This is a genomic window from Actinoplanes sp. NBRC 103695, from assembly GCF_030269485.1.
Taxonomy (GTDB): Bacteria; Actinomycetota; Actinomycetes; order Mycobacteriales; family Micromonosporaceae; genus Actinoplanes.
Genome location: NZ_BSTL01000002.1, coordinates 351,325 through 374,954 on the forward strand (window position 1 = coordinate 351,325; position 23,630 = coordinate 374,954).

The window sequence follows — 23,630 nt, forward strand, 5'->3', positions numbered from 1 at the left end:
CGCGTCTGGTGCATAAGGAGTTTCCGTGAATTTCGACGAACTCTTCGGGCACCTGGGTCAGCACACGGTGGACGGCTTGGCGAAGGGCTCCATCTATGCCCTCGTCGCGCTCGGCTACACGCTGGTCTACGGCGTTCTGAAGCTGATTAACTTCGCCCATTCCGAGGTCTTCATGGTCGGCACCTTCGCCGTCCTGGGCACCTGGACGGTCATGGGCGCGACCAACAACCCGGGGATCGGCATGATGCTGGTCTTCCTGGCGGCTGGTCTGGTGGCCGGAGCAGTGGCCTCCGGCGCGACCGCCGTGGCGGTCGAGCGCATCGCGTACAAACGGTTGCGGACCATGAACGCCCCACCCCTGGCGTTCCTGATCACCGCGATCGGCCTCTCCCTGGTTCTTTCCGAGGCCTTCGGTGTGTGGCAGGGCCGCCTGGTCAAGGGCATGCCCACGATCGTGCCGCAGGAGGTCGTGTTCCAGATCGGCAACACGGCCATCACGAACACCCAGCTGATCACGGTCGTGGCAGCGATCCTGATGATGATCGGGCTGGACGTCTTCATCAACCGCACCCGGTACGGCCGGGGCGTGCGGGCGGTGGCACAGAACCCGGACACCGCGGCGCTGATGGGCGTCAACAAGGACCGGGTGATCATGCTGATCTTCCTGCTCGGTGGTCTTCTGGCGGGGGCCGCCGCGCTGCTCTACTCGGTGCGGTACGGCAACACACGGTTCAACGTCGGCTTCATCCTGGGCCTCAAGGCGTTCACCGCCGCGGTCCTCGGCGGCATCGGCAACCTGCGCGGCGCGCTGGTCGGCGGTCTCGTCCTGGGCGTCATCGAGGTGTACGCCGCTACGCTGACCTCCTCCAACTGGGAGGACGTCGCCGCGTTCGTGGTCCTGGTCGTGGTGCTGCTGTTCCGCCCGACCGGTCTGCTGGGCGAGTCGCTGGGGAGGGCCCGGGCATGACGACAGACTCCAAGGTCGAACGAGACCCCAAGGTCGAACGCAAGCGCGTCTCCATCGGCGACCGCTGGCGGGCGCTGCCGAAGTGGCAGCGGTGGCTGGGCTTCGCGGCCTTCGTCGCGTTCCTCTACTACCTGCCGCTGCTCGGCATCCCCGGCCTGACCTGGCTGCGGACCGACTACATCGCGAACGGCAACAACTGGGCGGGTGTGCTCTTCACCTGCGCGGTCTACGTGCTGATCGCCTTGGGTCTGAACGTGGTCATCGGCCTGGCCGGCCTGCTCGACCTCGGCTACGTCGGGTTCTACGCGGTCGGCGCGTACAGCGTCGCGCTGTTCGGATCCCGGCAGTCGCCGGTGGTGCAGGCGATCCAGGACAAGTTCGGGCTGAGCCAGGAATGGGCCATGCTCTGGGCGGTGTGCATCATCATCGCGCTGGTCCTGGCGATGATCTCCGGCGTGCTGCTGGGCTGGCCGACGCTGCGGTTGCGCGGTGACTACCTGGCCATCGTGACGCTGGGCTTCGGCGAGATCATCCAGCGCGTGGTGCGCAACTCGGTGAGCTGGTCCGGTGGTCCGGCCGGTATCGCGGCCATCCCCGGTCCCGAGGGCGCGCCGTCCGCGGACAACAAGGTCTTCGGCCTGCTCGACGCCAAGCCGTGGTACTGGCTGGCGTTGTCGGTCGTGCTGCTGATCGTGTTCCTGGTCCGCCGGCTGGAGAACAGCCGGGTCGGCCGGGCGTGGCTGGCGGTGCGGGAGGACGAGGACGCGGCCGCGGTGATGGGCGTGTACCCGTTCAAGTTCAAGCTGTGGGCGTTCGCCATCGGCGCGGCGCTCGGTGGTCTGTCCGGCCTGCTGTTCGCCAGCCGAGCCGGGTTCATCGAGCCGAACCAGTTCAACGCGCAGCTGTCCATCCTGTTCGTCGCCATGGTCGTGGTCGGCGGTGCGGGCAACATGGCCGGTGTCGCGGTGGGCGCGTTCCTGCTGGCGTACCTGCCGGAGCGGTTCCGGGACTTCGCCGAGTGGCGGTTCCTGGTGTTCGGTCTGGCTCTGGTCATCGTCATGCTCATCCGGCCGCAGGGTCTGTTCCCGAGCCGGCGGCGAGCTCGCGAGTTGCAGGACCGACGGGAGGAGGTGCCGGCCGGTGTCTGACCTGACGCGTACGGTGCTGCTCGATGTGGACCACGTGACGCTGAAGTTCGGCGGCGTCGTGGCTCTCAACGACGTGAGCTTCAACATCTACCGGGGCGAGATCCTCGGCCTGATCGGCCCGAACGGCGCCGGCAAGACGACGTGCTTCAACGTCATGACCGGCGTCTACAAGCCGACCTCGGGCAAGGTGACGTTCGACGGCGACAAGATCACCGGTCGCCGTCCGCACGAGATCAACCACATGGGCGTGGCACGCACGTTCCAGAACATCCGGTTGTTCCCGGAGATGACGGCGCTCGAGAACGTCATGGTCGGGACCGACTCCCGGCACAAGACGAGCGTGGTGGGCGCGCTGTTCCGGCTCTACCGCGTGCGGGTCAAGCCGGAGGAACTGCCGGCCGTCGACTCGGACAACGGCTTCATCCGGTTCACCCAGCAGGTCCGCCGCTGGGGCGCCAAGACGTTCGGGCTGTCCCGGCACACCCTCGAGGAACGGGCCGGCGAGCGGAAGTCGCTCGATCTGCTCCGCTTCGTCGGGATCGAGCACCGGGCGAACGAGGAGGCGCGCAACCTGCCGTACGGCGACCAGCGCCGCCTCGAGATCGCCCGGGCGCTGGCCACCGAGCCGAAGCTGCTCTGCCTGGACGAGCCGGCCGCCGGCTTCAACCCGGCGGAGAAGGAGGATCTCCTCCAGCTCATCCGCAGGATCCGCGACCTGGGGTACACCGTGTTGCTGATCGAGCACGACATGCGGCTGGTCATGGGTGTGACCGACCGGATCGTGGTGCTGGAGTTCGGTAAGAAGATCGCGGAGGGCAGCCCGGCAGAGGTCCGGGACAACCCCAAGGTCATCGCCGCTTACCTGGGGGAGACCGCAGATGCTTCTTGAACTGGACGAGATCGTCGTCAAGTACGGTCGCATCGAGGCTCTGCACGGGATGACGATCCAGGTCGCCGAGGGCGAGGTGGTGGCTCTGATCGGTGCGAACGGCGCCGGGAAGACCACCACGATGCGGGCGATCTCGGGTCTGAACCCGTTGGCCTCCGGCAAGATCCGGTTCGACGGCAAGGACATCAGCAACCTGCGGGCCGACCTGCGGGTGCCTCTGGGCATCTGCCAGTCACCCGAGGGCCGGGGCATCTTCCCGGGCATGTCGGTCCTGGAAAACCTCGACATGGGCGCCTTCACCCGGCGCGACACGTCCGAGGTGGCCAAGGATCTGGACCGCGTGCTCACTCTCTTCCCGCGGCTGGCCGAGCGGCGTAAGCAGGCCGGTGGCACCCTGTCCGGCGGCGAGCAGCAGATGCTCGCGGTCGGCCGGGCGCTGATGAGCCGGCCACGTCTGCTCCTGCTGGACGAACCGTCGATGGGCCTCGCCCCGATGATCATCCAGCAGATCTTCGACATCATCACGGAGATCAACCAGCAGGGCACCACGGTGCTGCTGGTGGAGCAGAACGCCCAGCAGGCGCTCTCCCGGGCGCACCGCGGGTACGTGCTGGAGACCGGGCGGATCGTCAAGGAGGGCACTGGTCAGGAGCTCCTCCACGACCCGTCGGTCAAGGAGGCGTACCTCGGGGTCGCCTGATCGTTGGTACCTGAAAGGGGGCGGCCGCGTTTCGCGCGGCCGCCCCCGGCTTTTCTGTCACACCCCCGGACTAGAGTCGTCACCCGTGAGTGCTGAAGCCAAAGACCGCCTGCTCCTGCTGGATGGCCATTCCCTGGCCTACCGCGCGTTCTTCGCGCTTCCGGTGGAAAACTTCTCCACCCAGACCGGGCAGCCGACCAACGCGGTCTTCGGCTTCACGTCGATGCTGATCAACATGCTGCGCGACGAGCAGCCGACGCACATCGTGGTCGCCTTCGACGTGTCCCGGGTGTCGTTCCGCACCGAGAAATACGCGGACTACAAGGCCGGTCGATCCGAGACGCCACAACCCTTCAAGGGTCAGGTCAGCCTGATCAAAGAGGTGCTGGAGGCGCTACGCATCCCGGTGGTCGAAAAGCCGGGGTACGAAGCGGACGACGTGATCGGCACGCTCGCCACGCAGGGCCGCGAGGCCGGCATGGAGGTGGTCATCTCCACCGGCGACCGGGACGCGTTCCAGCTCGCCGACGAGCACGTGACGATCCTCTACCCGGTCCGCGGCGTGTCCGAGGTGTGGCGGATGACGCCGGACGCGATCGAGGCGAAATACTTCGTCCGGCCCGACCGCTACCGCGACAAGGCGGCCCTGGTCGGCGAGAGCAGCGACAACCTGACCGGCGTCCCCGGTGTCGGCGACAAGACCGCGGCGAAATGGATCAACGAGTACGGCGGCCTGGACGGCATCATCGCCGCGGCCGACAAGATCAAGGGCAAGGCCGGCGAGAACCTGCGCTCGCACCTGGCCGAGGTGATGCGCAACTACGAGCTCAACAAGCTGGTCTGCGACCTGGAGCTGCCGCTCGGCCCGCAGGACGTGAAGTGGCAGGGCTGGGACCGTGAGGCGGTGCACCAGGTCTTCGACGCGCTCGAGTTCCGGGTGCTGCGCGAGCGGCTCTATTCCTACCTCGAGTCGGTCGAGCCCGAGGCGGAGTCCGGCTTCGACCTGTCCGCCAGTGTGCTGGGCGCCGGTGAGGTGGCGGGCTGGCTGGCCGAGCACGCCCGGGAGGCGCCGATCGGCGTCGCGGTCACCGGGAAATTCGGCCGGGGCACCGGCGAGCTGACCGGCATCGCGGTGGCCACCGGCGACGGGCCGGCGGCCTGGTTCGATCCCGCGGCGCTCGACGAGTCCGACGAGCAGGCGGTGGCCGGCTGGCTGGCCGATCCCGCGCGGCCCAAGGTCATCCACGACGCCAAGCCCGCGAGGCTGGCGTTCCGGGCGCACGGCTGGACCCTGGCCGGCGTACGCGTCGACACCGCCCTGGCGGCCTATCTCGCCAAGCCCGACCAGCGCGCCTACGACCTGACCGACCTCGCCCTGCGCTACCTCAAGCGCGAGCTGCGGGTGGACGCGCCGGAGGACGGCCAGCTCACCCTCGACGTCATGGGCGACCAGCAGGAGGGCACCGCCGAGCAGAACGTGATGCTCCGCGCCCGCGCCACCCTCGACCTGGCCGACACCCTGACCGAGGAGCTGTCCCGCGACGACGGCGCCTCCCAGCGGCTCCTGGTGGAGGTCGAGCAGCCGCTGTCGATGGTGCTCGGCGAGATGGAGCACGTCGGCATCGCGGCCGACACCGACTACCTCTCCGAGCTCGAGTCGCACTTCGCCGCCGAGGTGAAATCGGCGCAGCAGGCCGCGCACGAGGTGGTCGGCCGCGAGTTCAACCTGGGCTCGCCCAAGCAGCTCCAGGAGATCCTGTTCACCGAGCGGAGCCTGCCCAAGACCAAGCGCATCAAGTCGGGCTACACCACCGACGCCGACGCGCTGCAGAGCCTGTTCACGCAGACCGGCGACCCGCTGCTCGCCCACCTGCTCCGGCACCGCGACGTGGCCAAGCTCAAGTCCACGGTGGACGGCCTGCTCAAGTCGGTCTCCGACGACGGGCGCATCCACACCACGTTCAACCAGACGGTGGCCGCCACCGGCCGGCTCTCGTCGACCGACCCGAACCTGCAGAACATCCCGATCCGCACCGAGGAGGGCCGGCGGATCCGCCGGGCGTTCGTGGTCGGCGCCGGCTTCGACCAGCTGATGACCGCCGACTACAGCCAGATCGAGATGCGGATCATGGCGCATCTGTCCGGCGACGAGGCGCTGATCGAGGCGTTCAACTCGGCCTTCGACTTCCACGCGGCCACCGCGTCGTCGGTGTTCCACGTCCCGGTCGAGGAGGTCGTCCCCGATCAGCGGCGCAAGATCAAGGCCATGAACTACGGCTTGGCGTACGGGCTGAGCGCGTTCGGTCTCTCCAACCAGCTGAGCATCTCCACCGACGACGCCAAGGGCCTGATGGAGGAGTACTTCACCCGGTTCGGTGGCGTCCGTGACTACCTGCAGGCCGTGGTGAAACGGGCCGTGCAGGACGGCTACACCGCGACGATCCTCGGCCGCCGGCGCTATCTGCCCGATCTGACCAGCGACAACCGGCAACGGCGGGAGATGGCCGAGCGGATGGCGCTGAACGCCCCGATCCAGGGGTCGGCGGCGGACATCATCAAGGTCGCGATGCTGAAGACCGACGCGGCGCTGCGCACGTCCGGGCTGCGGTCGCGGATGCTGCTCCAGGTGCACGACGAGCTGGTCTTCGACGTGGCGCCGGGGGAGCAGGAGCCGCTGGAGGAGCTGGTCCGGCGCGAGATGGGCGCCGCGCATCAGCTGTCCGTGCCGCTTGAGGTGTCGGTCGGCGTGGGCCGGGACTGGAACGGCGCCGACCACTGAGCGTGAGCACTGATGTCATCCGTGCCGATCTCGTGAACGCTTTCGACACATCTCTAATCAGATGGGCGTGACCTGGGAAAACATCGGGGTTGCGGTCGTTTGCTTAGCTGTGCCACATGCCAGTCTCGACGACGGAGATGACGTCACAGACAGACACCGCCGCGTGGCAACCGATCACGCGAGGTGCACTGGACGCCGAGCACGCGACCGCTTTCGCACCGATGTTCAAGGCTCTGGGTGATCCGGTCCGGCTCCGCTTGCTCTCGATGATCGCGTCGGCGGGCGGCGGCGAGGTCTGCGTCTGCGACCTCACCGGGTCGTTCGCGCTGACCGGGCCGACCATCTCGCACCACCTCAAGGTGCTGCGCGAGGCCGGCCTGGTGGACAGTGACCGCCGCGGCACCTGGGTGTACTACCGCCTGGTGCCGGCGGCGATCACGCTGATGGCGGGTCTGCTCGCGATCGCCGAGCCGGTCGCCGCCGCCCTCTGATCACTTCAGCGGGTGGTGGTCCCAGTTGATCGGCGACCAGCGCCGGGCGGTGTCCTCGACGTCGCCGTCGGGCCGCTGGGCGAGGTGCCGGTGCACGTAGCCGACGACCTTGCCCATGACCTCCCGTTACCCCAGGTCAGGCGGGTCATTCGTCCCGGGTGCAGACGAAGATCGCGGTGCCCGGGAAGAGCCGGCCGCGCAGGGGGCTCCACTGCCCCCAGATCTGCTCGTGGCCGTCCGGCCACTCCGGCTCGACCAGGTCCCGCAGGCGGAGACCGGCCGCCACCAGCTCGCGGACCCGGTCGCCGAGGGTCCGGTGCTGCTCGACGTAGGTCGGCGCACCCGACTCGTCCTCCTCCACGTACGGCCGGCGGTCGAAGTACGAGTTGACCGCGAGCAGGCCGCGCTCGTCCGGCTCGTCGAGGAAGACCCACCGCATCGGATGGGTGATCGAGAACACCCAGGAGCCGCCCGGACGGAGCACGCGTGCCACCTCGCGCATCACGGCGCCCGAGTCGGCAACGAACGGGACCGCGCCGAAAGCGGTGAACACGATGTCGAAGGCGCCGGTGGCGAAGGGAAGCGCCAGAGCGTCAGCCTGGACGAGCGGGACGCGTACCCCCGAACGGTCTGACCCCTCGCGCGCCTGCCGCAACATGCCCGCCGAGAGATCCATGGCAACCACCTCGGCACCCGCGCCGCGCAGCCAGCGCGCGCCGGAGGCCGCGCCGCAGCCGAGCTCCAGCACCCGCCGGCCGCGGACCTCGCCGAGCAGATGGGCATCCGCCTCGCGCACGCCCTCGGGGCACCAGACGAGATCCACGTCGCCGAGGAAGGCGCCGTGCTCGGCCTGGTAGTCGTCGGCGTCGATGTCCCACCAGCCGCGGCTCGCGACCCTGCTTTCGGCGTCCGAGACGGGGCGTCGGGCAACTTTGTCGATCACCGGGCTAGGCTAAGCCACGGCGCTTCAGGGTCAGAAACGGGCAAAACGGTCGTCCAGGCCAAGAATATGCCCGGGTCCTCGGGAGGGCTTGCAACCTGTGGTAATGCGCACGGTAAGCTAGTCGATGCGCTCGCGGAACGTGTGCCTCGGCAGGGAGCAGGTTCCGCAAGTCGTCGGTTTCAGCCCGTTCAGCGTCGCCTGATCAGACTCCACCGTCATGATCACTCCGGATGTTCGTGCTGTGCCCGCCGGCAGTTCCGCGGGACGCGAGAGACACCACGACACCATCCGTTCGGAGCAACAGTCCACATGACGAGCAGCATCGAGGCCACCTCGAGCGCCAACAAGGTCACGATCGACGACCTCGGCTCGGAGGAAGCTTTCCTCGCAGCCATCGACGAGACCATCAAGTACTTCAATGACGGCGACATTGTCGAAGGCACCGTCGTCAAGGTCGATCGGGACGAGGTCCTGCTCGACATCGGCTACAAGACCGAGGGTGTCATCCCCTCGCGCGAGTTGTCGATCAAGCATGACGTGGACCCCGCGGAAGTGGTGTCGGTCGGTGACCACATCGAAGCCCTCGTCCTCACCAAGGAGGACAAGGAAGGTCGCCTGATCCTCTCGAAGAAGCGTGCGCAGTACGAGCGCGCGTGGGGCACCATCGAGAAGATCAAGGAGGACGACGGCGTCGTGCGCGGCTCCGTCATCGAGGTCGTCAAGGGTGGCCTCATCCTCGACATCGGCCTCCGTGGCTTCCTCCCGGCCTCCCTGGTCGAGATGCGTCGTGTCCGCGACCTCCAGCCGTACGTGGGCCGCGAGCTCGAAGCCAAGATCATCGAGCTGGACAAGAACCGCAACAACGTGGTCCTGTCCCGCCGTGCCTGGCTCGAGCAGACGCAGTCCGAGGTTCGCACCGAGTTCCTCAACAAGCTGCAGAAGGGCCAGGTCCGTAAGGGCGTCGTGTCCTCGATCGTCAACTTCGGCGCCTTCGTCGACCTTGGCGGCGTGGACGGCCTCGTGCACGTCTCCGAGCTCTCCTGGAAGCACATCGACCACCCCTCCGAGGTGGTTGAGGTGGGCCAGGAGGTCGAGGTCGAGGTGCTCGACGTCGACCTGGACCGCGAGCGCGTCTCGCTGTCGCTCAAGGCGACGCAGGAGGACCCGTGGCGCCAGTTCGCCCGGACTCACGCGATCAACCAGATCGTGCCGGGCAAGGTCACCAAGCTGGTTCCGTTCGGCGCGTTCGTCCGCGTCGACGACGGCATCGAGGGCCTGGTCCACATCTCCGAGCTGGCCGAGCGGCACGTCGAGCTGCCCGAGCAGGTCGTCCAGGTGGGCTCGGACGTCATGGTCAAGGTCATCGACATCGACCTCGAGCGTCGCCGGATCTCGCTCTCGCTGAAGCAGGCGAACGAGAACTTCGTGGAGGGCGAGGAGCACTTCGACCCCACCCTCTACGGCATGGCGGCCACCTACGACACCGAGGGCAACTACATCTACCCGGAGGGCTTCGACCCCGAGACGGGCGAGTGGCTCGAGGGCTTCGACAAGCAGCGCGAGACGTGGGAGAAGCAGTACGCCGACGCCCGCGAGCGCTGGGAGGCCCACACCAAGCAGGTGCAGGCGTCCCGCGAGGCCGACGCCGAGGCTGCGCTCAACCCGGTCCCGGCCGGTGTGCCCGCGTCGTCCTCCACCACCGGTGGCGGCGGCAGCTCCAGCTCGTCGAGCTCGCCCGCACCGGCGCGTTCGTCGGAGGAGCCGGCCGGCACCCTGGCTACCGACGAGGCGCTGGCCGCGCTTCGCGAGAAGCTGGCAGGCGGCAAGTAACCAGTTCCACCCAGCAGTGAGGCAGGCCCGCCCGCGACCCCGGTCGCGGGCGGGCCTTCGCCTTTCCGGAATACTCGATCCGTGCTGAAGGTGGGTCTGACCGGCGGGATCGGGGCGGGTAAGAGCGCGGTGTCCACCCGCCTGGCCGCCCTGGGTGCCGTGATCATCGACTCGGACGTGCTGGCGCGCGAGGTCGTCGCCGCCGGGACCGAGGGCCTGGCCGAGGTGGTGGCCGCGTTCGGCGACGGGGTGCTGGGCCCCGACGGCTCGCTGGACCGTCCGGCGCTGGGGGCGATGGTCTTCGGCGACGACGAGGCGCGCCACCGGCTCGAGAAGATCATTCATCCACGCGTACGCGCCAGAGCGACCGAACTGGCCACCGCGGCGCCCGGCGACGCGATCGTGGTGCACGACGTCCCGCTGCTGGTCGAGACCGGCCAGGCGTCGTCCTACCACCTGGTCCTGGTGGTGACCGCCTCCGAGGCGACCCGGGTGCGCCGCCTCGCCGAGACCCGCGGGATGACCGCCGACCAGGCCCGCTCCCGCATCGCGGCGCAGGCCACCGACGAGACCCGCGCCGCCGCGGCCGACGTGCTGATCCCCAACGACGGCACCCTCGACGGCCTCGGCTCGCTGCTCTCCCGGCTGTGGCAGGACAGGTTGGTCCCCTTCGAGGAGAACCTCCGCCGGCACCGCGCCGCGCCCGCCCCCGAGATCCGGGTGGTGCCGCCGGACCCGACCTGGCCGGCGCAGGCCGACCGGCTCCTCGCGCGCATCCGGCGCGCCTCCTCGGCGGCGGCGCACCACATCGGTTCCACCTCCGTGCCCGGGCTGCCCGCCAAGGACGTCATCGACCTGATGCTCGCCGTGGACTCGCTGGACGAGGCGGACGCCCTGGCCGGCCGCCTCGAGGAGGCCGGCTTCCCGCGGCAGCCGGGGGAGTGGTGGGACAACGCCCGCGGCCTGCCCGGCCAGACCTGGCCGAAGCGTTTCCACAACAGCGCCGACCCCGGCCGCCCGGTCAACCTGCACGTCCGGGTCACCGGGTCGCCGGGCTGGCGGTTCGCCCTGCTGATGCGCGACCACCTCCGGGCCGACCCCGCCGCGCGCGACGAGTACGCCGCCCTGAAGGCCGCGCTGGACCCGTCCTCCTACGCCGACGACAAGGAACCGTGGTTCGACCAGGAGGCGGTCGCTGCCGAAGCCTGGGCCGTCGACACCGGCTGGAAAATGCCTCGCCCCGCTTGATTGTCGTACCCATAGTGGTGGCCATGAGGGAGCTGCTGGTATCCGATCTGGACGGAACACTGCTGCGGCCGGACGGCAAGCTCGGCACCCGGACCGTGCGGACCGTCAACCGCTTCCTGGCAGACGGCGGCCTGTTCACGTACGCGACGGCCCGCTCTTTCGCCAGCGCCGCCCGGGCGACCGCCGCCCTCGACCTGACCCTGCCGGTGATCACCTACGGCGGCGCCATGATGGTCGACCCGCGCACCGGCGACGCCCGCCCCGCCCACCTGCTCGACCAGGCCGTCGTCGACACCGTGCTCAGCCACTGCACCGCGCGCCCGAGCCTCCAGCCGATCCTGTTCGTCATGCGGGAGGACCGCGACCGGGTCTGCTGGCTCACCGACCACCACACACCGGCCGTGGACACGTTCCTCAGCTACCGCCGCGACGACCCGCGCCTGCTTCCCCTCACCGCCTGGTCCCAGATCGACCTCGCGGCCGTGATCAGCATCGCCCTGATCGGCAGCCCCGAGGCCCTCCTGCCGGTCCGGACCGACCTGGACGCCTTCGCGGCCACCTGTCACGCCGTCTACAGCGAGGACGTCTACGCCCCCGGCGAATGGTGGGTGGAACTGACCTCGAGCGCCGCCACCAAGGCCGCCGCGGTGGCCGCCCTGCGCGACGAGATCGGGGCGACGTCGCTGACCTGCTTCGGGGACGGCCCCAACGACGGGCCGATGTTCGCGATCGCCGATCGGGCGATCGCGGTGGCCAACGCGATCCCGGAGCTGCGGGCCGCCGCGCACTCGGTGATCGGGTCGAACGCTGACGAAGCCGTCGCTACCTGGATCGCCTCCCACGGTGCCCGGGCTCGGGGCGGCGCCGGGGTTCCGCCGGCTGCTTGAGCGGGCCGGGGTATCGCCGCGTTCTCATCGGGCAGTCAGGCGCAGGCGGTGGCGCTGGCCGGAGACAAAGTTGATCTTGCGGATCGATCGCCCCCGCCGCCTCCCCCACCCCTGTTCCGGGTGGGCCTGAACGTAGGGCCGGGGTACGACGATTTTGGGCGGCCGTCCACAGGGCCGGGCCGGTCAGGTGGTGGCGGGCGCGGGGGAGGGCTCGGCGGCCGGCTTGGCGGTGGCGCGGCGGCGGAGGGCGTCCAGCGACCACGGCCCGGCGCCGATCACGGCGATCGCCAGGAAGGACCAGCAGTAGAGGGCGGCCGAGGCGCCACCGTTCTGGCTGGGGAGCAGGGCCTGCGGCTGGTGCACCGTGAAGTACGCGTACGCCATGGAGCCGGACGCCACCACGGCCGCGACCGTCGTGAACAGCCCGGACAGCACGAGAAGTCCACAGACGACCTGGATGAGCCCGGCCCACCAGCCCGGCCACTGCCCGAGTGGCGCGGCGCTCTTGCCCGCCGCGCCGAGGACGCCGAAGACCGTGCCCGTGCCGTTGAGGGTGAACAGCAAGCCGACCACGATCCGGAAGAGCGACCAGATCGGCCCGGCGAACTTGTGCGTGCTCATGGCGTACTCCCTTGCCTCGGAACGAAGAACATTGATGCACGCTAATAAGTTGCATGCTCAATCTTCAAGAAGGCGCAGGTAGACGGCTTGTTGCCGTGATGTTTCCGCCCCTGATCACGCGAGGTATCTCAGAACTTACTCAGAGTGTGTGCGGTTGGTCACACCCAGGACGGGCAGAAATAAGGGCCGTCGCGGCGGCCGGTCCGGAGACCATCGTGACGCGCTCGCCGGCGGAACCGGGGCTGCGATCACGATGCCGGCGGGGAGGGACCGTGTGGTGATCCGGAGACCCCGCCTGGCGGCCGCCGCGAGCGGCCTACCGCACCAGAGTAGGCGCCGGAACACCGGTTGCATCGAGGCCGGAGCCGAATTGGCATCACCCGCAAACCACGGCCCGGCGGAACTTGTCGTACCCCCGACGTACCGTGGTCCCCATGGCGCTCGACATCCCACGACTCGACGGCCGCTTCGAGGTCGTCAGCGAATTCCAGCCGGCCGGCGACCAGCCCGCGGCCATCGCTGAGCTGGAGCGACGCGTGCGCCGGGGCGACCGCAACACCGTGCTGCTCGGCGCCACCGGCACGGGCAAATCGGCCACCACGGCCTGGCTGATCGAAAAGCTGCAACGGCCGGCGCTGGTGCTCGCGCCGAACAAGACGCTGTGCGCGCAGCTGGCCAAGGAGTTCCGCGAGCTGCTGCCCAACAACGCCGTCGAGTACTTCGTGAGTTACTACGACTACTACCAGCCCGAGGCGTACATCGCGCAGACCGACACCTACATCGAAAAGGACTCGTCGGTCAACGAGGAGGTCGAGCGGCTCCGGCACTCGGCGACGATGTCCCTGCTCACCCGGCGCGACACGATCGTGGTGGCGACCGTCTCGGCGATCTACGGCCTGGGCACGCCCCAGGAGTACATCGACCGGTCCGTGGTGGTCAAGGTGGGCGAGGAGGTCGACCGTGACAAGCTGCTGCGCCGGCTGGTCGACATTCAGTACGCGCGGAACGACATGGCCTTCCAGCGGGGCACGTTCCGGGTCCGGGGTGACACGCTGGAGATCATTCCGGCGTACGAGGAACTCGCCGTCCGCATCGAGCTGTTCGGCGACGAGGTGGAGAAGCTCTACTACCTGCACCCGCTGACCGGCGAGGTGGTCCGCGAGGTCGACGAGCTGGTGATCTTCCCGGCGACGCACTACGTGGCGGGGCCGGAGCGGATGGACCGGGCGATCCGGCAGATCGAGGCCGAGCTCGCCGACCGGCTGGCCGAGTTCGAGCGGCAGGGCAAGTTGCTGGAGGCGCAGCGGCTGCGGATGCGGACGACCTATGACATCGAGATGATGCGGCAGGTCGGCTTCTGCAACGGCATCGAGAACTACTCGATGCACATGGACGGGCGCAGTCCCGGCGAGCCGGCGTACACGCTGCTCGACTACTTCCCGGACGACTACGTGACCGTGATCGACGAGTCGCATGTGACGATCCCGCAGATCGGCGGCATGTACGAGGGCGACGCCTCGCGTAAGCGGATCCTCATCGAGCACGGCTTCCGGCTGCCCAGCGCGGCCGACAACCGCCCGCTGCGGTTCGACGAGTTCCAGGAGCGGGTCGGGCAGATGGTGTTCCTGTCCGCGACGCCCGGGCCGTGGGAGATGCGGGAGGCCGGCGGCGAGTTCGTCGAGCAGGTCATCCGCCCGACCGGCCTGGTCGACCCCCAGGTCGTGGTCAAACCCACCAAGGGCCAGATTGACGACCTGATGTACGAGATCAAGGAACGTACCGACAAGGACGAGCGGGTCCTGGTCACCACGCTGACCAAGAAGATGTCCGAGGACCTCACCGACTACCTCCTGGAGAACGGCATCCGGGTGCGTTACCTGCACTCCGAGGTGGACACCCTGCGCCGGGTCGAGCTGCTCAAGGAACTGCGTAAGGGCGACTACGACGTGCTGGTCGGCATCAACCTGCTGCGCGAGGGCCTCGACCTGCCCGAGGTGTCGCTGGTCGCGATCCTCGACGCGGACAAGGAGGGCTTCCTGCGCTCCGGCCGGTCCCTGATCCAGACCATCGGCCGCGCCGCGCGGAACGTGTCCGGCGAGGTCCACATGTACGCCGACAAGATGACGCCGTCGATGCGGGACGCGATCGACGAGACCGACCGCCGCCGGGCCAAGCAGATCGCCCACAACGAGGCGAACGGCATCGTGCCGACGGCGCTGCGGAAACGGATCCACGACATCCTGGACGACATCTACAAGGAGGCCGAGGACACCGACGCCGCCGTGGGCACCGCCCCGATGGTCGGTGGCGGCGGCCGGCAGATGTCGCGGGGCAAGGGCCCGACGCCGGAGACTCGGTCCCGGCCGCCCCGCTCGGCGGCCACGCCGGCCCGCGAGGGCATGGCCCGGGCCGAGCTCGCCCAGCTCATCCAGGACCTCAGCGACCAGATGCTGGGGGCCGCGCGCGAGCTCCAGTTCGAGCTGGCGGCCCGGATCCGCGACGAGGTCAAGGAGCTGAAAAAGGAGCTCCGCGGCATGGACATGACCGGCGTGAAATAGTCCGCAACCATTCACCCCTCGGGCTGCGTGTGTGAGACGACACCGCGGGCAGCCGAATCGGGGGACGACGACGTGACGGACGAGGAATACCGCGCCTACTACGCGGCTGCGTACAGCCGGGTGGTGGGCCAGGTGTACCTGATGACGGGTGACCTCAGTGAGGCACAGGACGTCGTCCAGGAGGCGTTCATTCGTGGCTGGGGCAGGCGCCGGTCCTTCGCCGAGGGCGATGCGCCGGACGCCTGGATCCGGACGGTGGCCCGCAGGCTGGCGGTGAGCCGCTGGCGGGCCGCCCGGTCCACGCTGGCCGCCTGGCGCAGGGCCGGCCCGGCGCCCGACCATCCCGGCCCCGGCGTGGAGACGCCGCTGGTCGTGGCGGCGCTGGCGAAACTGCCCGAGCCGCAGCGCCGAGCGATCGTCCTGCACCACCTGTGCGACCTTTCCGTCGACCAGGTGGCGGCCGAGGTGGGCGTACCCACCGGAACGATCAAGGCGCGCCTCTCGCGGGGCCGGGTGGCCCTGCGCGAGCTGTTGTCCAGCGGTGACGAGACCTTCGAGCAGACTGTGGGGGCGCGTCATGCCTGAACTGGACGAACTGTTGCGTGAGGCGGCGTACGGGGCCGCCGCGCAGACGCGGGGCGGTGATTTCGACGCGGTCGAGCGGGGCGCCCGGCGGCGGCGTGCCCGGCTGGCCGGGGCCGGCGCGGCGGGGCTGGTCGCCGCGATCGCGGTCGGGGCGGTGGTGCTGGCCGGCCTGCCCGGCGGCCCGGCGCCCGTTCCGGGGGCCGGTGTCCAAGCGGCAGCGTCGGCCTCGGCCTCGGCGGATCTGACGCCGGGCGCTTTGGAGACGGATGTCCCGGTCCTCTCCTGGAGCTTCGAGAACGGTGCATCGAGCGAAGAGATCCTGCGGGAGCTCCTGAACAAACCGCAGGCATACGTCGAGGTCATCGGTGGCGGACGGTTGAACCTTCGGAACTACTTCCCGGACACCCCGGCCGGCGACTACCTGGTGCTGGGGGGCCTCAGGCAGCCGCCGACCCGGTCGCGGGCCGAACAGTTCGTGGCCGAGATGGCCGAACGACCCGGGGTACGCCGCGCTGAGCTCATCACGGTTCGCGGCTACTGGTTCGGCGTGACCGCGACGGTGGTGCGATCCACCCCCCTGCCGCAGAAGGAGATCATGGCGCCCAGGTTCAAGCCCGGCACCGGCATGACCGGGAGCTCCTGGATGAGCACGGAACTCGGCGACGGCAAGTTCCGCTGGACCGCGAACTACACCTTCCTGAGGCCGACGATGAGCGATGCCGACCTGCAGGACATGCGCGCCGACGCGGAGCGGCACTGGGGCGCGGACACGGTAGCCACCTTCACCCCACGGGCGATGCCGCCCGGGTGAGCGCGGTCAGCGGGCCGGGCCGGGTCAACGCCGGCTCGGGCCGCTAGGTGACTGGTGTTAAATACGGGTTCGCGCCTCGCCGAAGGGTCGACTTGACCCTCGGGGGCCTCCGTTTGGCGCCGAGCTGCCGACACAGCCGTGTTTGTCGATCACCGACCGCGATGAACGCGTTTGACACTAGTCACCTAGCCGGGCTGGACGTCGGTGAAGTGCTCGACCCGCGGCGGGTTCGCGAAGTGGGGGCCGATGTGGCCGCGCCACTGGGCGAAGCGGTCGGTGGCGCGGAAGTTCTGGTCGTGGGCTTCGACGCTGTCCCACTCGACGAGGAGCACGAAGCGGGACGGCGACTCGATGCCGCGGGTCATCCGCACCGAACGGCAGCCGGGGGCGCCGGCCAGGATGGGGTGGCCGAGCCGGTAGGAGGCCTCGAAGGCGTCCTCCTGGCCAGGGATCACGTCGATGAGCGCGACTTCGAGAACCATGATCGGCAGCCTGCCACATGCACCGCGCGACTGGGAACGTGCGCGGCCGGCAAGGAGTGAGCCATGAGTGAACTAGCCTCCTAGGATGCGACAGGACTGGTGGCGTGGGACGCTGCGAGCGGGTAACGAGGAGATGTCGCGCACTTCTTACGGAGGAGATGTGCAGAAACGCAGCCGGATGCGACACAATGGCGGGGTTGCAAGGGGAGTATTCCTAGCGCGCCGGTCTCGTCAACACGGATCTGTCCTCTGACCAGGGGCAGCCCGGGGCCGGCGGTCGCAGTCAGGATCGGACTGGCTGCGGCGGAAGAGACCTTCGACAGCCGCACGCCGCTGGATCCCCCGTCTGGCGGTGCCCCGTGTCTGCCGGAGGTTCCCCGACTGTGAATGTGTCCGCCTGGGTGTGGATCGCCACCCTTGCCGCTCTTGTCGTGATGCTCGCCGTCGACCTGCTCATCGTCGGCCGTCGACCGCACGAGCCCAGCATGCGCGAGGCCGGCACGTGGGTCGGGTTCTACGTCGGCCTGGCTCTGCTCTTCGGCGTCGGCGTCTGGGTCTTCGCCGGTGGCACCGCAGCCGGTGAGTTCTACACGGGCTGGCTGACCGAGTACAGCCTGTCGGTCGACAACCTCTTCGTCTTCGTGATCATCATGGCCCGGTTCGCGGTGCCCCGGGTCTTCCAGCAGAAGGTGCTGCTCATCGGCATCGTGCTGGCCCTGGTGATGCGCGGCGCGTTCATCGCCGCCGGCGCCGCCCTGATCGCGCAGTTCTCCTGGGTGTTCTACATCTTCGGCGCCTTCCTCGTGTACACCGCGATCACGCTGCTCAGGCAGGGTCAGAACGACGAGGACGACTTCAAGGAGAACATCCTCATCCGGTGGGCGAAGAAAGCCTTCCCGATCTCCTCGTCGTTCGGCGACGGCAAGCTGACCACGACGGTCGCGGTGACCGGCAAGAAGCTGTTCACGCCGATGCTGATCGTGATGATCGCGATCGGCACCACGGACCTGATCTTCGCGCTCGACTCGATCCCGGCGATCTTCGGCATCACCAAGGAGCCGTACCTCGTCTTCACCGCGAACGTCTTCGCGCTGATGGGCCTGCGGCAGCTGTACTTCCTGCTCGGCGGCCTGCTGGAGCGGCTGGTCTTCCTGAACATCGGGCTGGCCTTCGTGCTCGCCTTCATCGGCGTGAAGCTCGTCCTCGAGGCGCTGCACACGAACACGATCAGCTTCGTCAACGGCGGGCACGGCTTCCACTGGGCGCCGGAGATCCCGATCTGGCTGTCCCTGCTGGTGATCATCGGAACGCTCGGCATCGCGACCGCGGCGAGCCTGGTGAAGTCATCCCGGGACAAGAAGAAAGAGCTCGTCGGCGCCCGGGTCTGACGACACGGGCGCCAGATGACGAAGGCCGGCCGGGGTTCCCCCGACCGGCCTTCAACGTAGCGGAAGCTTTATCCCTGGTGTTTCCTGCGGGCGGCGGCGCGGCCGCGGGTCTGCTGGTCCAGGACGACCTTGCGGATGCGTACGGCGGCCGGCGTGACCTCGACGCACTCGTCCTCGCGGCAGAACTCGAGGGCCTGCTCCAGGGACAGCTTGCGCGGCGGGATCAGCTTCTCCGTCTCGTCGGAGGTCGACTGCCGCATGTTGGTGAGCTTCTTCTCCTTGGTGATGTTGACGTCCATGTCGTCGGCGCGGGAGTTCTCGCCGACGATCATGCCCTCGTACACCTCGGTGGTCGGCTCGACGAAGAGTGAGCCGCGCTCCTGCAGGTTGGTCATCGCGAACGCGGTGACCGGCCCGGAGCGGTCGGCGACCAGGGAGCCGTTGCTGCGGGTCCGCAGCTCGCCGAACCACGGCTCGTAGTCCTCGAAGATGTGGTGCATGATGCCCGTGCCGCGGGTGTCGGTGAGGAACTCGGTGCGGAAGCCGATCAGGCCGCGCGCCGGGACCAGCCACTCCATGCGCAGCCAGCCGGTGCCGTGGTTGATCAGCTCTTCCATCCGGCCCTTGCGTTGAGACAGCAGGCCGGTGATCGCGCCCATGTATTCATCCGGGGCGTCGATCGTGAGGCGCTCGACCGGCTCGTGCACCTTGCCGTCGACGAGCCGGGTGACGACCTGCGGCTTACCCACGGTCAGTTCGTACTGCTCGCGCCGCATCTGCTCGACCAGGATCGCCAGGGCGAGCTCGCCGCGGCCCTGCACCTCCCACGCGTCCGGCCGCTCGGTCGGCAGCACGCGCAGCGAGACGTTACCGACCAGCTCGCGGTCGAGCCGGTCCTTCACCATGCGGGCGGTGACCTTGCTGCCCTTCACCTTGCCGACCATGGGGGAGGTGTTGGTGCCGAGCACCATCGAGATGGCCGGCTCGTCCACGGTGATCAGCGGCAGCGGCACCGGGTTCTCCGCGTCGGCCAGCGTCTCGCCGATCATGATGTCGGCGATGCCGGCGACCGCCATGATGTCGCCGGGGCCGGCGCTCTCGGCGGGCTTGCGGTCGAGGCCCTCGGTGATGAGCAGTTCGGAGATGCGTACGTTGCTGATCGTGCCGTCGGTCCTGCACCAGGCGACGGTCTGACCCTTGCGGATGGTGCCCTCGTGGACGCGGCAGAGCGCGAGCCGGCCGAGGAAGTTCGAGGCGTCGAGGTTGACGACGTGCGCCTGTAGCGGCGCGCCCTCGGTGTAGGTCGGCGCGGGAATGGTCTCGAGGATCGTGCTGAACAGCACCTCGAGGTCGGTGCTGTCCTCGGGGATGGTGCCGTCCTTGGGCTGGGTCAGCGAGGCGATGCCGTCGCGGGCGCAGGCGTACACGATCGGGAACTCGATCTGGTGCTCGTCGGCGTCGAGGTCGAGGAACAGCTCGTACGTCTCGTCGACGACCTCTTTGATCCGGGCGTCCGGCCGGTCGACCTTGTTGATGATCAGGATGATCGGCAGCTTGGCCTGCAGGGCCTTGCGCAGCACGAAGCGGGTCTGCGGCAGCGGGCCCTCGGAGGCGTCGACGAGGAGGGCGACGCCGTCGACCATGGTGAGGCCGCGCTCGACCTCACCGCCGAAGTCGGCGTGGCCGGGGGTGTCGATGATGTTGATGGTGACGGGCTCGCCATCGGCCGGCCGGTAGCTGATGGCCGTGTTCTTGGCGAGGATGGTGATGCCCTTTTCCCGCTCAAGATCCATCGAGTCCATCGCTCGGTCGGCCATCTCGCCGCGGGCGTGGGACTGGCTGCCCTGCCGGAGCATGGCGTCGACCAGGGTGGTCTTGCCGTGGTCGACGTGCGCGATGATGGCGACGTTACGTAGGTCCGAGCGGGTCTGCATGGCTCCATTGTCCAAGGCGGTGGTTGCGGACGACGCCCCGGGGGTGTACTGCGTGCCCCACTTCATACCCGAGCGTTTTGTCCGTTTTCCGGGGCAGCGCGGCGACGGGGCGTATTGTTAGCGTTCTTTCTATGCAGCGGGGGCACATCGCGGCGCTGGCCGCCGTACTGGTCATGGTGTCGGGGTGTGGGGTGACGGGTCGCTCGGCGGCTGAGCAGCAGCCGGTCGCCCAGGCGAGCCCCGAGCCGATCACGCCCATCGAGGTCGTGGAGACGCCCGCCGAGGAGCCGCCGCCGACCGAGGCGCCGTCCAAGAGGCCGGTGAAGAAGGCCAAGCCGACGCCGACCGAGGACCCGAACAACTTCACGCTGCCCGAGTGCGCCACCCGCGAGGGCAAGCTGGTGTCCAAGAAGGCGGCCAAGGCGGCGCTGAGCACCGCGGCCGGCAGGGCGTACTGGAAGACGTCGGCGCCCAGGCTGAAGGTCCCCGCCGACCTGGTCAAGGCGATCGCCTGGCAGGAGAGCGGCTGGCAGTCGAACATCGTGAACTGCGACGGCGGCCGCGGCCTGATGCAGGTGATGCCCGGTACGGTCGACCAGATCAACCTCCGGTTCGGGCAGAGCTACGACGCCGCGGACTACAAACAGAACGCCCTGGCCGGCGCCAACTACCTGGCCTGGCTGACCAAGGCGTTCGGCGACGACCACTTCAAGGGCAAGTACGACCTGAGCCCGGCGCGCTGCAAGACCCACGGCAGCATGTGCCTGCTCAACATGGTGATCTCCGGCTACAACGCCGGGCGGGACGGGGTGGACACGGCGTACGAGAGCGGCGACCTGCCCAATCCCGCGTACGTCGACTCGGTGCGTTCGCTGATGAAGTCCTGCTACTGCGACCGATACTGACCTGGTCGCAGGCGGGGGAGAGCGGGCGGCTACACTAGTCGGTGGAACCCGAGATCCCTGCTGTTTTGACCCGCTTCTGGGCGCCGCTGTAAGGTCTCGGGGTTGTTGTGCGTTCAGATGCTCCGCGTGGCTCCGACTTTCGGCCCGTGCAGCACACCAGAAGGAGCCTGAAAGTAATGCCGCCCAAGAAGAAGACCCATGAGGTGACCCTCGCGCTTGAGGCGGGTAACGCCGCGATGGTCGACCTCGGTAAGATGCTCGGCCCGACCGGCGCCAACATGCGGGCTGTCAAGGTGGAGTACGACGAGGCCACCTCGAAGAACCGGGGCGAGATCATCCCGGTCGTGGTGTCCGTCTTCGAGGACCGCTCTCACCAGCTGGTCTACAAGACCCCGCCGACCAGCTTCCTGATCCGCAAGGCTCTGGGCATCCAGTCGGGCGCTTCCAACCCGCTGACCCAGACCGTCGGCACGCTGAGCCAGGAGCAGGTGCGCGGCATCGCCGAGCGCAAGCTGCCCGACCTCAACGCCAACGACGTCGACGCCGCGATCAAGGTCGTCGCCGGCACCGCCCGTTCCATGGGTGTGAAGGTCGCCGGACAGTAGGTATTTCAAACAAGGCCCGCCTGAGTAATCAGGCGGGCCTTGTTTCGTCTCACCGACAGGGGCCGCTCAAGGCGGAGCCGCTCACAGCGGGGCCAGGGGCGCGGCGGGGCCGCGCCGCGGCGGCGTGGTGGCCGAGGTGGTGGCGCGGCGTGGTGGCCGGGGTGGTGGCGCGGCGTGGGGGCCGGGGTGGTGGCGCGGCGATCAGGTCGTCTCGCCGACGACGGTGTCGATCAGGCCGTAGGCGCGGGCCTCGGTCGCGCTCATGATGCGGCCGGTGGTGAGGTCGTCCTCGATCCGGCTGCGGGTCTGGCCGGTCGCCTCGACCAGGCGCAGCACCATCTCCTCCAGTTCGCGCAGGTGCTGCCCGGCGGCGGACGCGACCTCGTCGGCGGTTCCGGTGACGCCGGCGGCGCGCGGTTCGGTGAGACGGAAACGAGCGTGCCGGTACGCCGACCGCTGCTGCGCCGCGGCCAGCACGGCGAGCACCGCACCGCCCGCCTCGCTGGTGACCACGGCGTGGACCGGCGCGGCCATCGAGTCGATGACGTCGGTGATCGCGTGCGCGGCCCCGAGCTCGCCGCCGGGGCTGGCCACGTGCAGCTGCACCGGGGCCGGCCCGGCCGCCTCCAGAGTGAGCAGCGCGGCCGCGATGCCGGTGGCGTCGGCCGAGGTGACCATGCCGCGGATCATCACGATGCGCTGGTCGAAGAGCCGCTCCTCCAGCCAGCCGGGCACCGACGCGCCGGACGGGCCGGGTGGCGGCGGCACCGACCAGGGGTCGGTGGGCCGATCGGGTCGCGGTTGCCAGCGCACGTCCATGCGCTCGAATCTAGCCAGGCCCGCCCGCGCCGCCCCAGTGCTTCCGCTGAAGGCAGAAGCAAAGGCCCGGAGCGGAACGGTGAAAGCAGGCGAGCCGAACGGAAGGGACCGCGGCGGCCTGGAGCGGAGGGCGAAAGGCGGCGAGGCGGGCGGCGGACGCGGAGGCGGGTGGCCGAGGCGGCGGAGGGCGAAAGGCGGCGAGGCGGGTGGCGGAGGTGGGTGGCGGAGGGCGAAGGGCGGCGAGGCGGGTGGCGGAGGCGGAGGCGGGCGGCGGAGGCGGCGGGCTGTAACACGGTCGGCCTATGGTGGGGCATGCCTGGTCCGCGACGCCGGTCGATTCTGATCTCGCGGCTCGCGGACAAGCCCGTCGGCAGCCCGCAGAGCGTGATCCTGGACGAGCTGCGCGCCGCGATCCTCGAGGGCGAGGTGCCGCCCGGTTCGCCGATCCCGGTCGATCAGGTCGCGACTGCGTTCGGGGTCAGCCGGATCCCCGTACGCGAAGCCTTGATGACCTTGATCGGTGAAGGTCTGGTCGATCACCGTCCGAACGGCGGGTATCGGGTCGCGATGATGACCGCGCACGAGTTCGGCGAGTTCTACCTGGTGCGCGAGGCCCTGGAGACGGCGGCGCTGCGGTCGGCGGTGGCGCTGGCCGGCGCGGACGACGACCTGAAAGCCCAGCAGGCGCACGCCGCGCTGGACGCCGCCGTGGTGGCCGGTGACGCGCGGGCGCACCACCGGGAGAGCCGCCGCTTCCACCTGGCGCTGATCCGCCCGTGCCGGATGCGCCGGCTGCTGCACATGCTGGACACGGCGTGGAACATGACCGAGCCGCTGCAGCCGATGTCACACCTGGACAGTGCCGAGCGGGAGTCGTTGCACGGCGACCACGCGGCGATGCTGACGGCGTTCACCGATCGGGACACCGACCGGCTGCTGACGGTCTGCGCGGACCATCACCGGCGGCTGCAATCGTTCGTGGCCACCCTGTCGAGCCGCGAAGATATACCGTTCCAGTCATAGATCGGTAACACTGCGTT

The 23,630-nt window shown here is 69.1% G+C and carries 21 protein-coding genes and 1 pseudogene; 16 read left to right on the top strand and 6 right to left on the bottom strand.

Annotated features, from left to right (window positions below):
• Positions 1 to 25 precede the first annotated feature (25 nt).
• The 6 genes from QSK31_RS03960 to QSK31_RS03985 all read left to right on the top strand — a co-directional run bounded on the left by QSK31_RS03960 (position 26) and on the right by QSK31_RS03985 (position 6,974).
• Positions 26 to 967: a branched-chain amino acid ABC transporter permease gene (locus tag QSK31_RS03960; protein WP_285680978.1), complete on the top strand. Its 942-nt coding sequence runs from the start codon at positions 26 to 28 to the stop codon at positions 965 to 967.
• Positions 964 to 2,115, top strand: coding sequence for a branched-chain amino acid ABC transporter permease (locus QSK31_RS03965; protein ID WP_285680980.1), 1,152 nt, complete (start codon positions 964 to 966; stop codon positions 2,113 to 2,115). The genes QSK31_RS03960 and QSK31_RS03965 overlap by 4 nt, the downstream gene beginning before the upstream one ends.
• Positions 2,108 to 3,004, top strand: coding sequence for an ABC transporter ATP-binding protein (locus tag QSK31_RS03970; RefSeq protein WP_285680982.1), 897 nt, complete (start codon positions 2,108 to 2,110; stop codon positions 3,002 to 3,004). Before QSK31_RS03965 ends, QSK31_RS03970 begins: the two co-directional genes overlap by 8 nt.
• On the top strand, positions 2,994 to 3,704 hold the full coding sequence (locus QSK31_RS03975) for an ABC transporter ATP-binding protein (protein ID WP_285680985.1): 711 nt from the start codon (positions 2,994 to 2,996) through the stop codon (positions 3,702 to 3,704). Before QSK31_RS03970 ends, QSK31_RS03975 begins: the two co-directional genes overlap by 11 nt.
• A gap of 85 nt (positions 3,705 to 3,789) precedes the next feature.
• Positions 3,790 to 6,483 carry a DNA polymerase I gene (gene polA, locus QSK31_RS03980; protein WP_285680986.1) on the top strand — a complete coding sequence of 898 codons (2,694 nt, stop codon included), beginning with the start codon at positions 3,790 to 3,792 and terminating at the stop codon, positions 6,481 to 6,483.
• 137 nt (positions 6,484 to 6,620) lie between these two features.
• Positions 6,621 to 6,974 (top strand): ArsR/SmtB family transcription factor, encoded by a 354-nt coding sequence (locus QSK31_RS03985; RefSeq protein ID WP_285680988.1) that lies wholly within the window; start codon positions 6,621 to 6,623, stop codon positions 6,972 to 6,974.
• Here the strand turns inward: QSK31_RS03985 and QSK31_RS03990 are convergent.
• Positions 6,975 to 7,091 (bottom strand): annotated as a pseudogene (locus tag QSK31_RS03990) (DUF3140 domain-containing protein); the annotation flags it as partial.
• A 28-nt stretch (positions 7,092 to 7,119) separates the two neighbouring features.
• Entirely contained in the window at positions 7,120 to 7,917 is a 798-nt protein-coding gene (locus QSK31_RS03995) for a class I SAM-dependent methyltransferase (RefSeq protein WP_285680989.1), read from the bottom strand.
• A gap of 309 nt (positions 7,918 to 8,226) precedes the next feature.
• Between QSK31_RS03995 and rpsA the strand changes: the two genes are divergently transcribed.
• The 3 genes from rpsA (at position 8,227) to QSK31_RS04010 (ending at position 11,882) form a co-directional block, all read left to right on the top strand.
• The gene (gene rpsA / locus QSK31_RS04000) at positions 8,227 to 9,747 is read left to right on the top strand and encodes a 30S ribosomal protein S1 (RefSeq protein ID WP_285680991.1); all 1,521 of its coding nucleotides are present in this window, start codon (positions 8,227 to 8,229) and stop codon (positions 9,745 to 9,747) included.
• An 81-nt stretch (positions 9,748 to 9,828) separates the two neighbouring features.
• On the top strand, positions 9,829 to 10,995 hold the full coding sequence (gene coaE / locus QSK31_RS04005; RefSeq protein ID WP_285680993.1) for a dephospho-CoA kinase: 1,167 nt from the start codon (positions 9,829 to 9,831) through the stop codon (positions 10,993 to 10,995).
• 23 nt (positions 10,996 to 11,018) lie between these two features.
• On the top strand, positions 11,019 to 11,882 hold the full coding sequence (locus tag QSK31_RS04010) for an HAD-IIB family hydrolase (RefSeq protein ID WP_285680995.1): 864 nt from the start codon (positions 11,019 to 11,021) through the stop codon (positions 11,880 to 11,882).
• A 183-nt stretch (positions 11,883 to 12,065) separates the two neighbouring features.
• On the opposite strand, the gene QSK31_RS04015 is transcribed toward QSK31_RS04010, so the two are convergent.
• Positions 12,066 to 12,503, bottom strand: a complete 438-nt coding sequence (locus tag QSK31_RS04015) for a DoxX family protein (RefSeq protein ID WP_285680997.1) — start codon at positions 12,501 to 12,503, stop codon at positions 12,066 to 12,068.
• Positions 12,504 to 12,937: 434 nt separating this feature from the next.
• Here QSK31_RS04015 and uvrB point away from each other — a divergent pair, with 434 nt between their 5' ends.
• The 3 genes from uvrB (at position 12,938) to QSK31_RS04030 (ending at position 16,457) form a co-directional block, all read left to right on the top strand.
• Complete coding sequence (gene uvrB, locus QSK31_RS04020) at positions 12,938 to 15,061, top strand: excinuclease ABC subunit UvrB (protein ID WP_285680999.1); 2,124 nt, start codon at positions 12,938 to 12,940, stop codon at positions 15,059 to 15,061.
• Positions 15,062 to 15,133: 72 nt separating this feature from the next.
• On the top strand, positions 15,134 to 15,646 hold the full coding sequence (locus QSK31_RS04025; RefSeq protein WP_285681001.1) for a SigE family RNA polymerase sigma factor: 513 nt from the start codon (positions 15,134 to 15,136) through the stop codon (positions 15,644 to 15,646).
• Positions 15,639 to 16,457, top strand: coding sequence for a hypothetical protein (locus tag QSK31_RS04030; protein ID WP_285681003.1), 819 nt, complete (start codon positions 15,639 to 15,641; stop codon positions 16,455 to 16,457). Before QSK31_RS04025 ends, QSK31_RS04030 begins: the two co-directional genes overlap by 8 nt.
• Positions 16,458 to 16,642: 185 nt before the next feature.
• Here the strand turns inward: QSK31_RS04030 and QSK31_RS04035 are convergent, their stop codons facing one another.
• Complete coding sequence (locus QSK31_RS04035; RefSeq protein WP_285681004.1) at positions 16,643 to 16,939, bottom strand: antibiotic biosynthesis monooxygenase family protein; 297 nt, start codon at positions 16,937 to 16,939, stop codon at positions 16,643 to 16,645.
• A 389-nt stretch (positions 16,940 to 17,328) separates the two neighbouring features.
• Between QSK31_RS04035 and QSK31_RS04040 the strand changes: the two genes are divergently transcribed.
• Complete coding sequence (locus QSK31_RS04040) at positions 17,329 to 18,327, top strand: TerC family protein (RefSeq protein WP_285681414.1); 999 nt, start codon at positions 17,329 to 17,331, stop codon at positions 18,325 to 18,327.
• Positions 18,328 to 18,395: 68 nt separating this feature from the next.
• On the opposite strand, the gene typA is transcribed toward QSK31_RS04040, so the two are convergent.
• Complete coding sequence (gene typA / locus QSK31_RS04045) at positions 18,396 to 20,261, bottom strand: translational GTPase TypA (protein WP_285681005.1); 1,866 nt, start codon at positions 20,259 to 20,261, stop codon at positions 18,396 to 18,398.
• Between the two features lie 131 nt (positions 20,262 to 20,392).
• On the opposite strand from typA, the gene QSK31_RS04050 reads away from it, so the two are divergent.
• Both QSK31_RS04050 and QSK31_RS04055 read left to right on the top strand, forming a co-directional pair.
• A complete protein-coding gene (locus tag QSK31_RS04050; protein WP_285681006.1) occupies positions 20,393 to 21,166 on the top strand; it encodes a transglycosylase SLT domain-containing protein in 774 nt (257 codons plus the stop codon).
• Between the two features lie 176 nt (positions 21,167 to 21,342).
• Positions 21,343 to 21,771, top strand: coding sequence for an uL11 family ribosomal protein (locus QSK31_RS04055; RefSeq protein ID WP_285681008.1), 429 nt, complete (start codon positions 21,343 to 21,345; stop codon positions 21,769 to 21,771).
• Positions 21,772 to 21,972: 201 nt separating this feature from the next.
• On the opposite strand, the gene QSK31_RS04060 is transcribed toward QSK31_RS04055, so the two are convergent.
• Positions 21,973 to 22,590, bottom strand: a complete 618-nt coding sequence (locus QSK31_RS04060; protein ID WP_285681010.1) for an ATP-dependent Clp protease proteolytic subunit — start codon at positions 22,588 to 22,590, stop codon at positions 21,973 to 21,975.
• 312 nt (positions 22,591 to 22,902) lie between these two features.
• On the opposite strand from QSK31_RS04060, the gene QSK31_RS04065 reads away from it, so the two are divergent.
• Complete coding sequence (locus QSK31_RS04065; RefSeq protein WP_285681011.1) at positions 22,903 to 23,613, top strand: GntR family transcriptional regulator; 711 nt, start codon at positions 22,903 to 22,905, stop codon at positions 23,611 to 23,613.
• Positions 23,614 to 23,630: the final 17 nt, after the last annotated feature.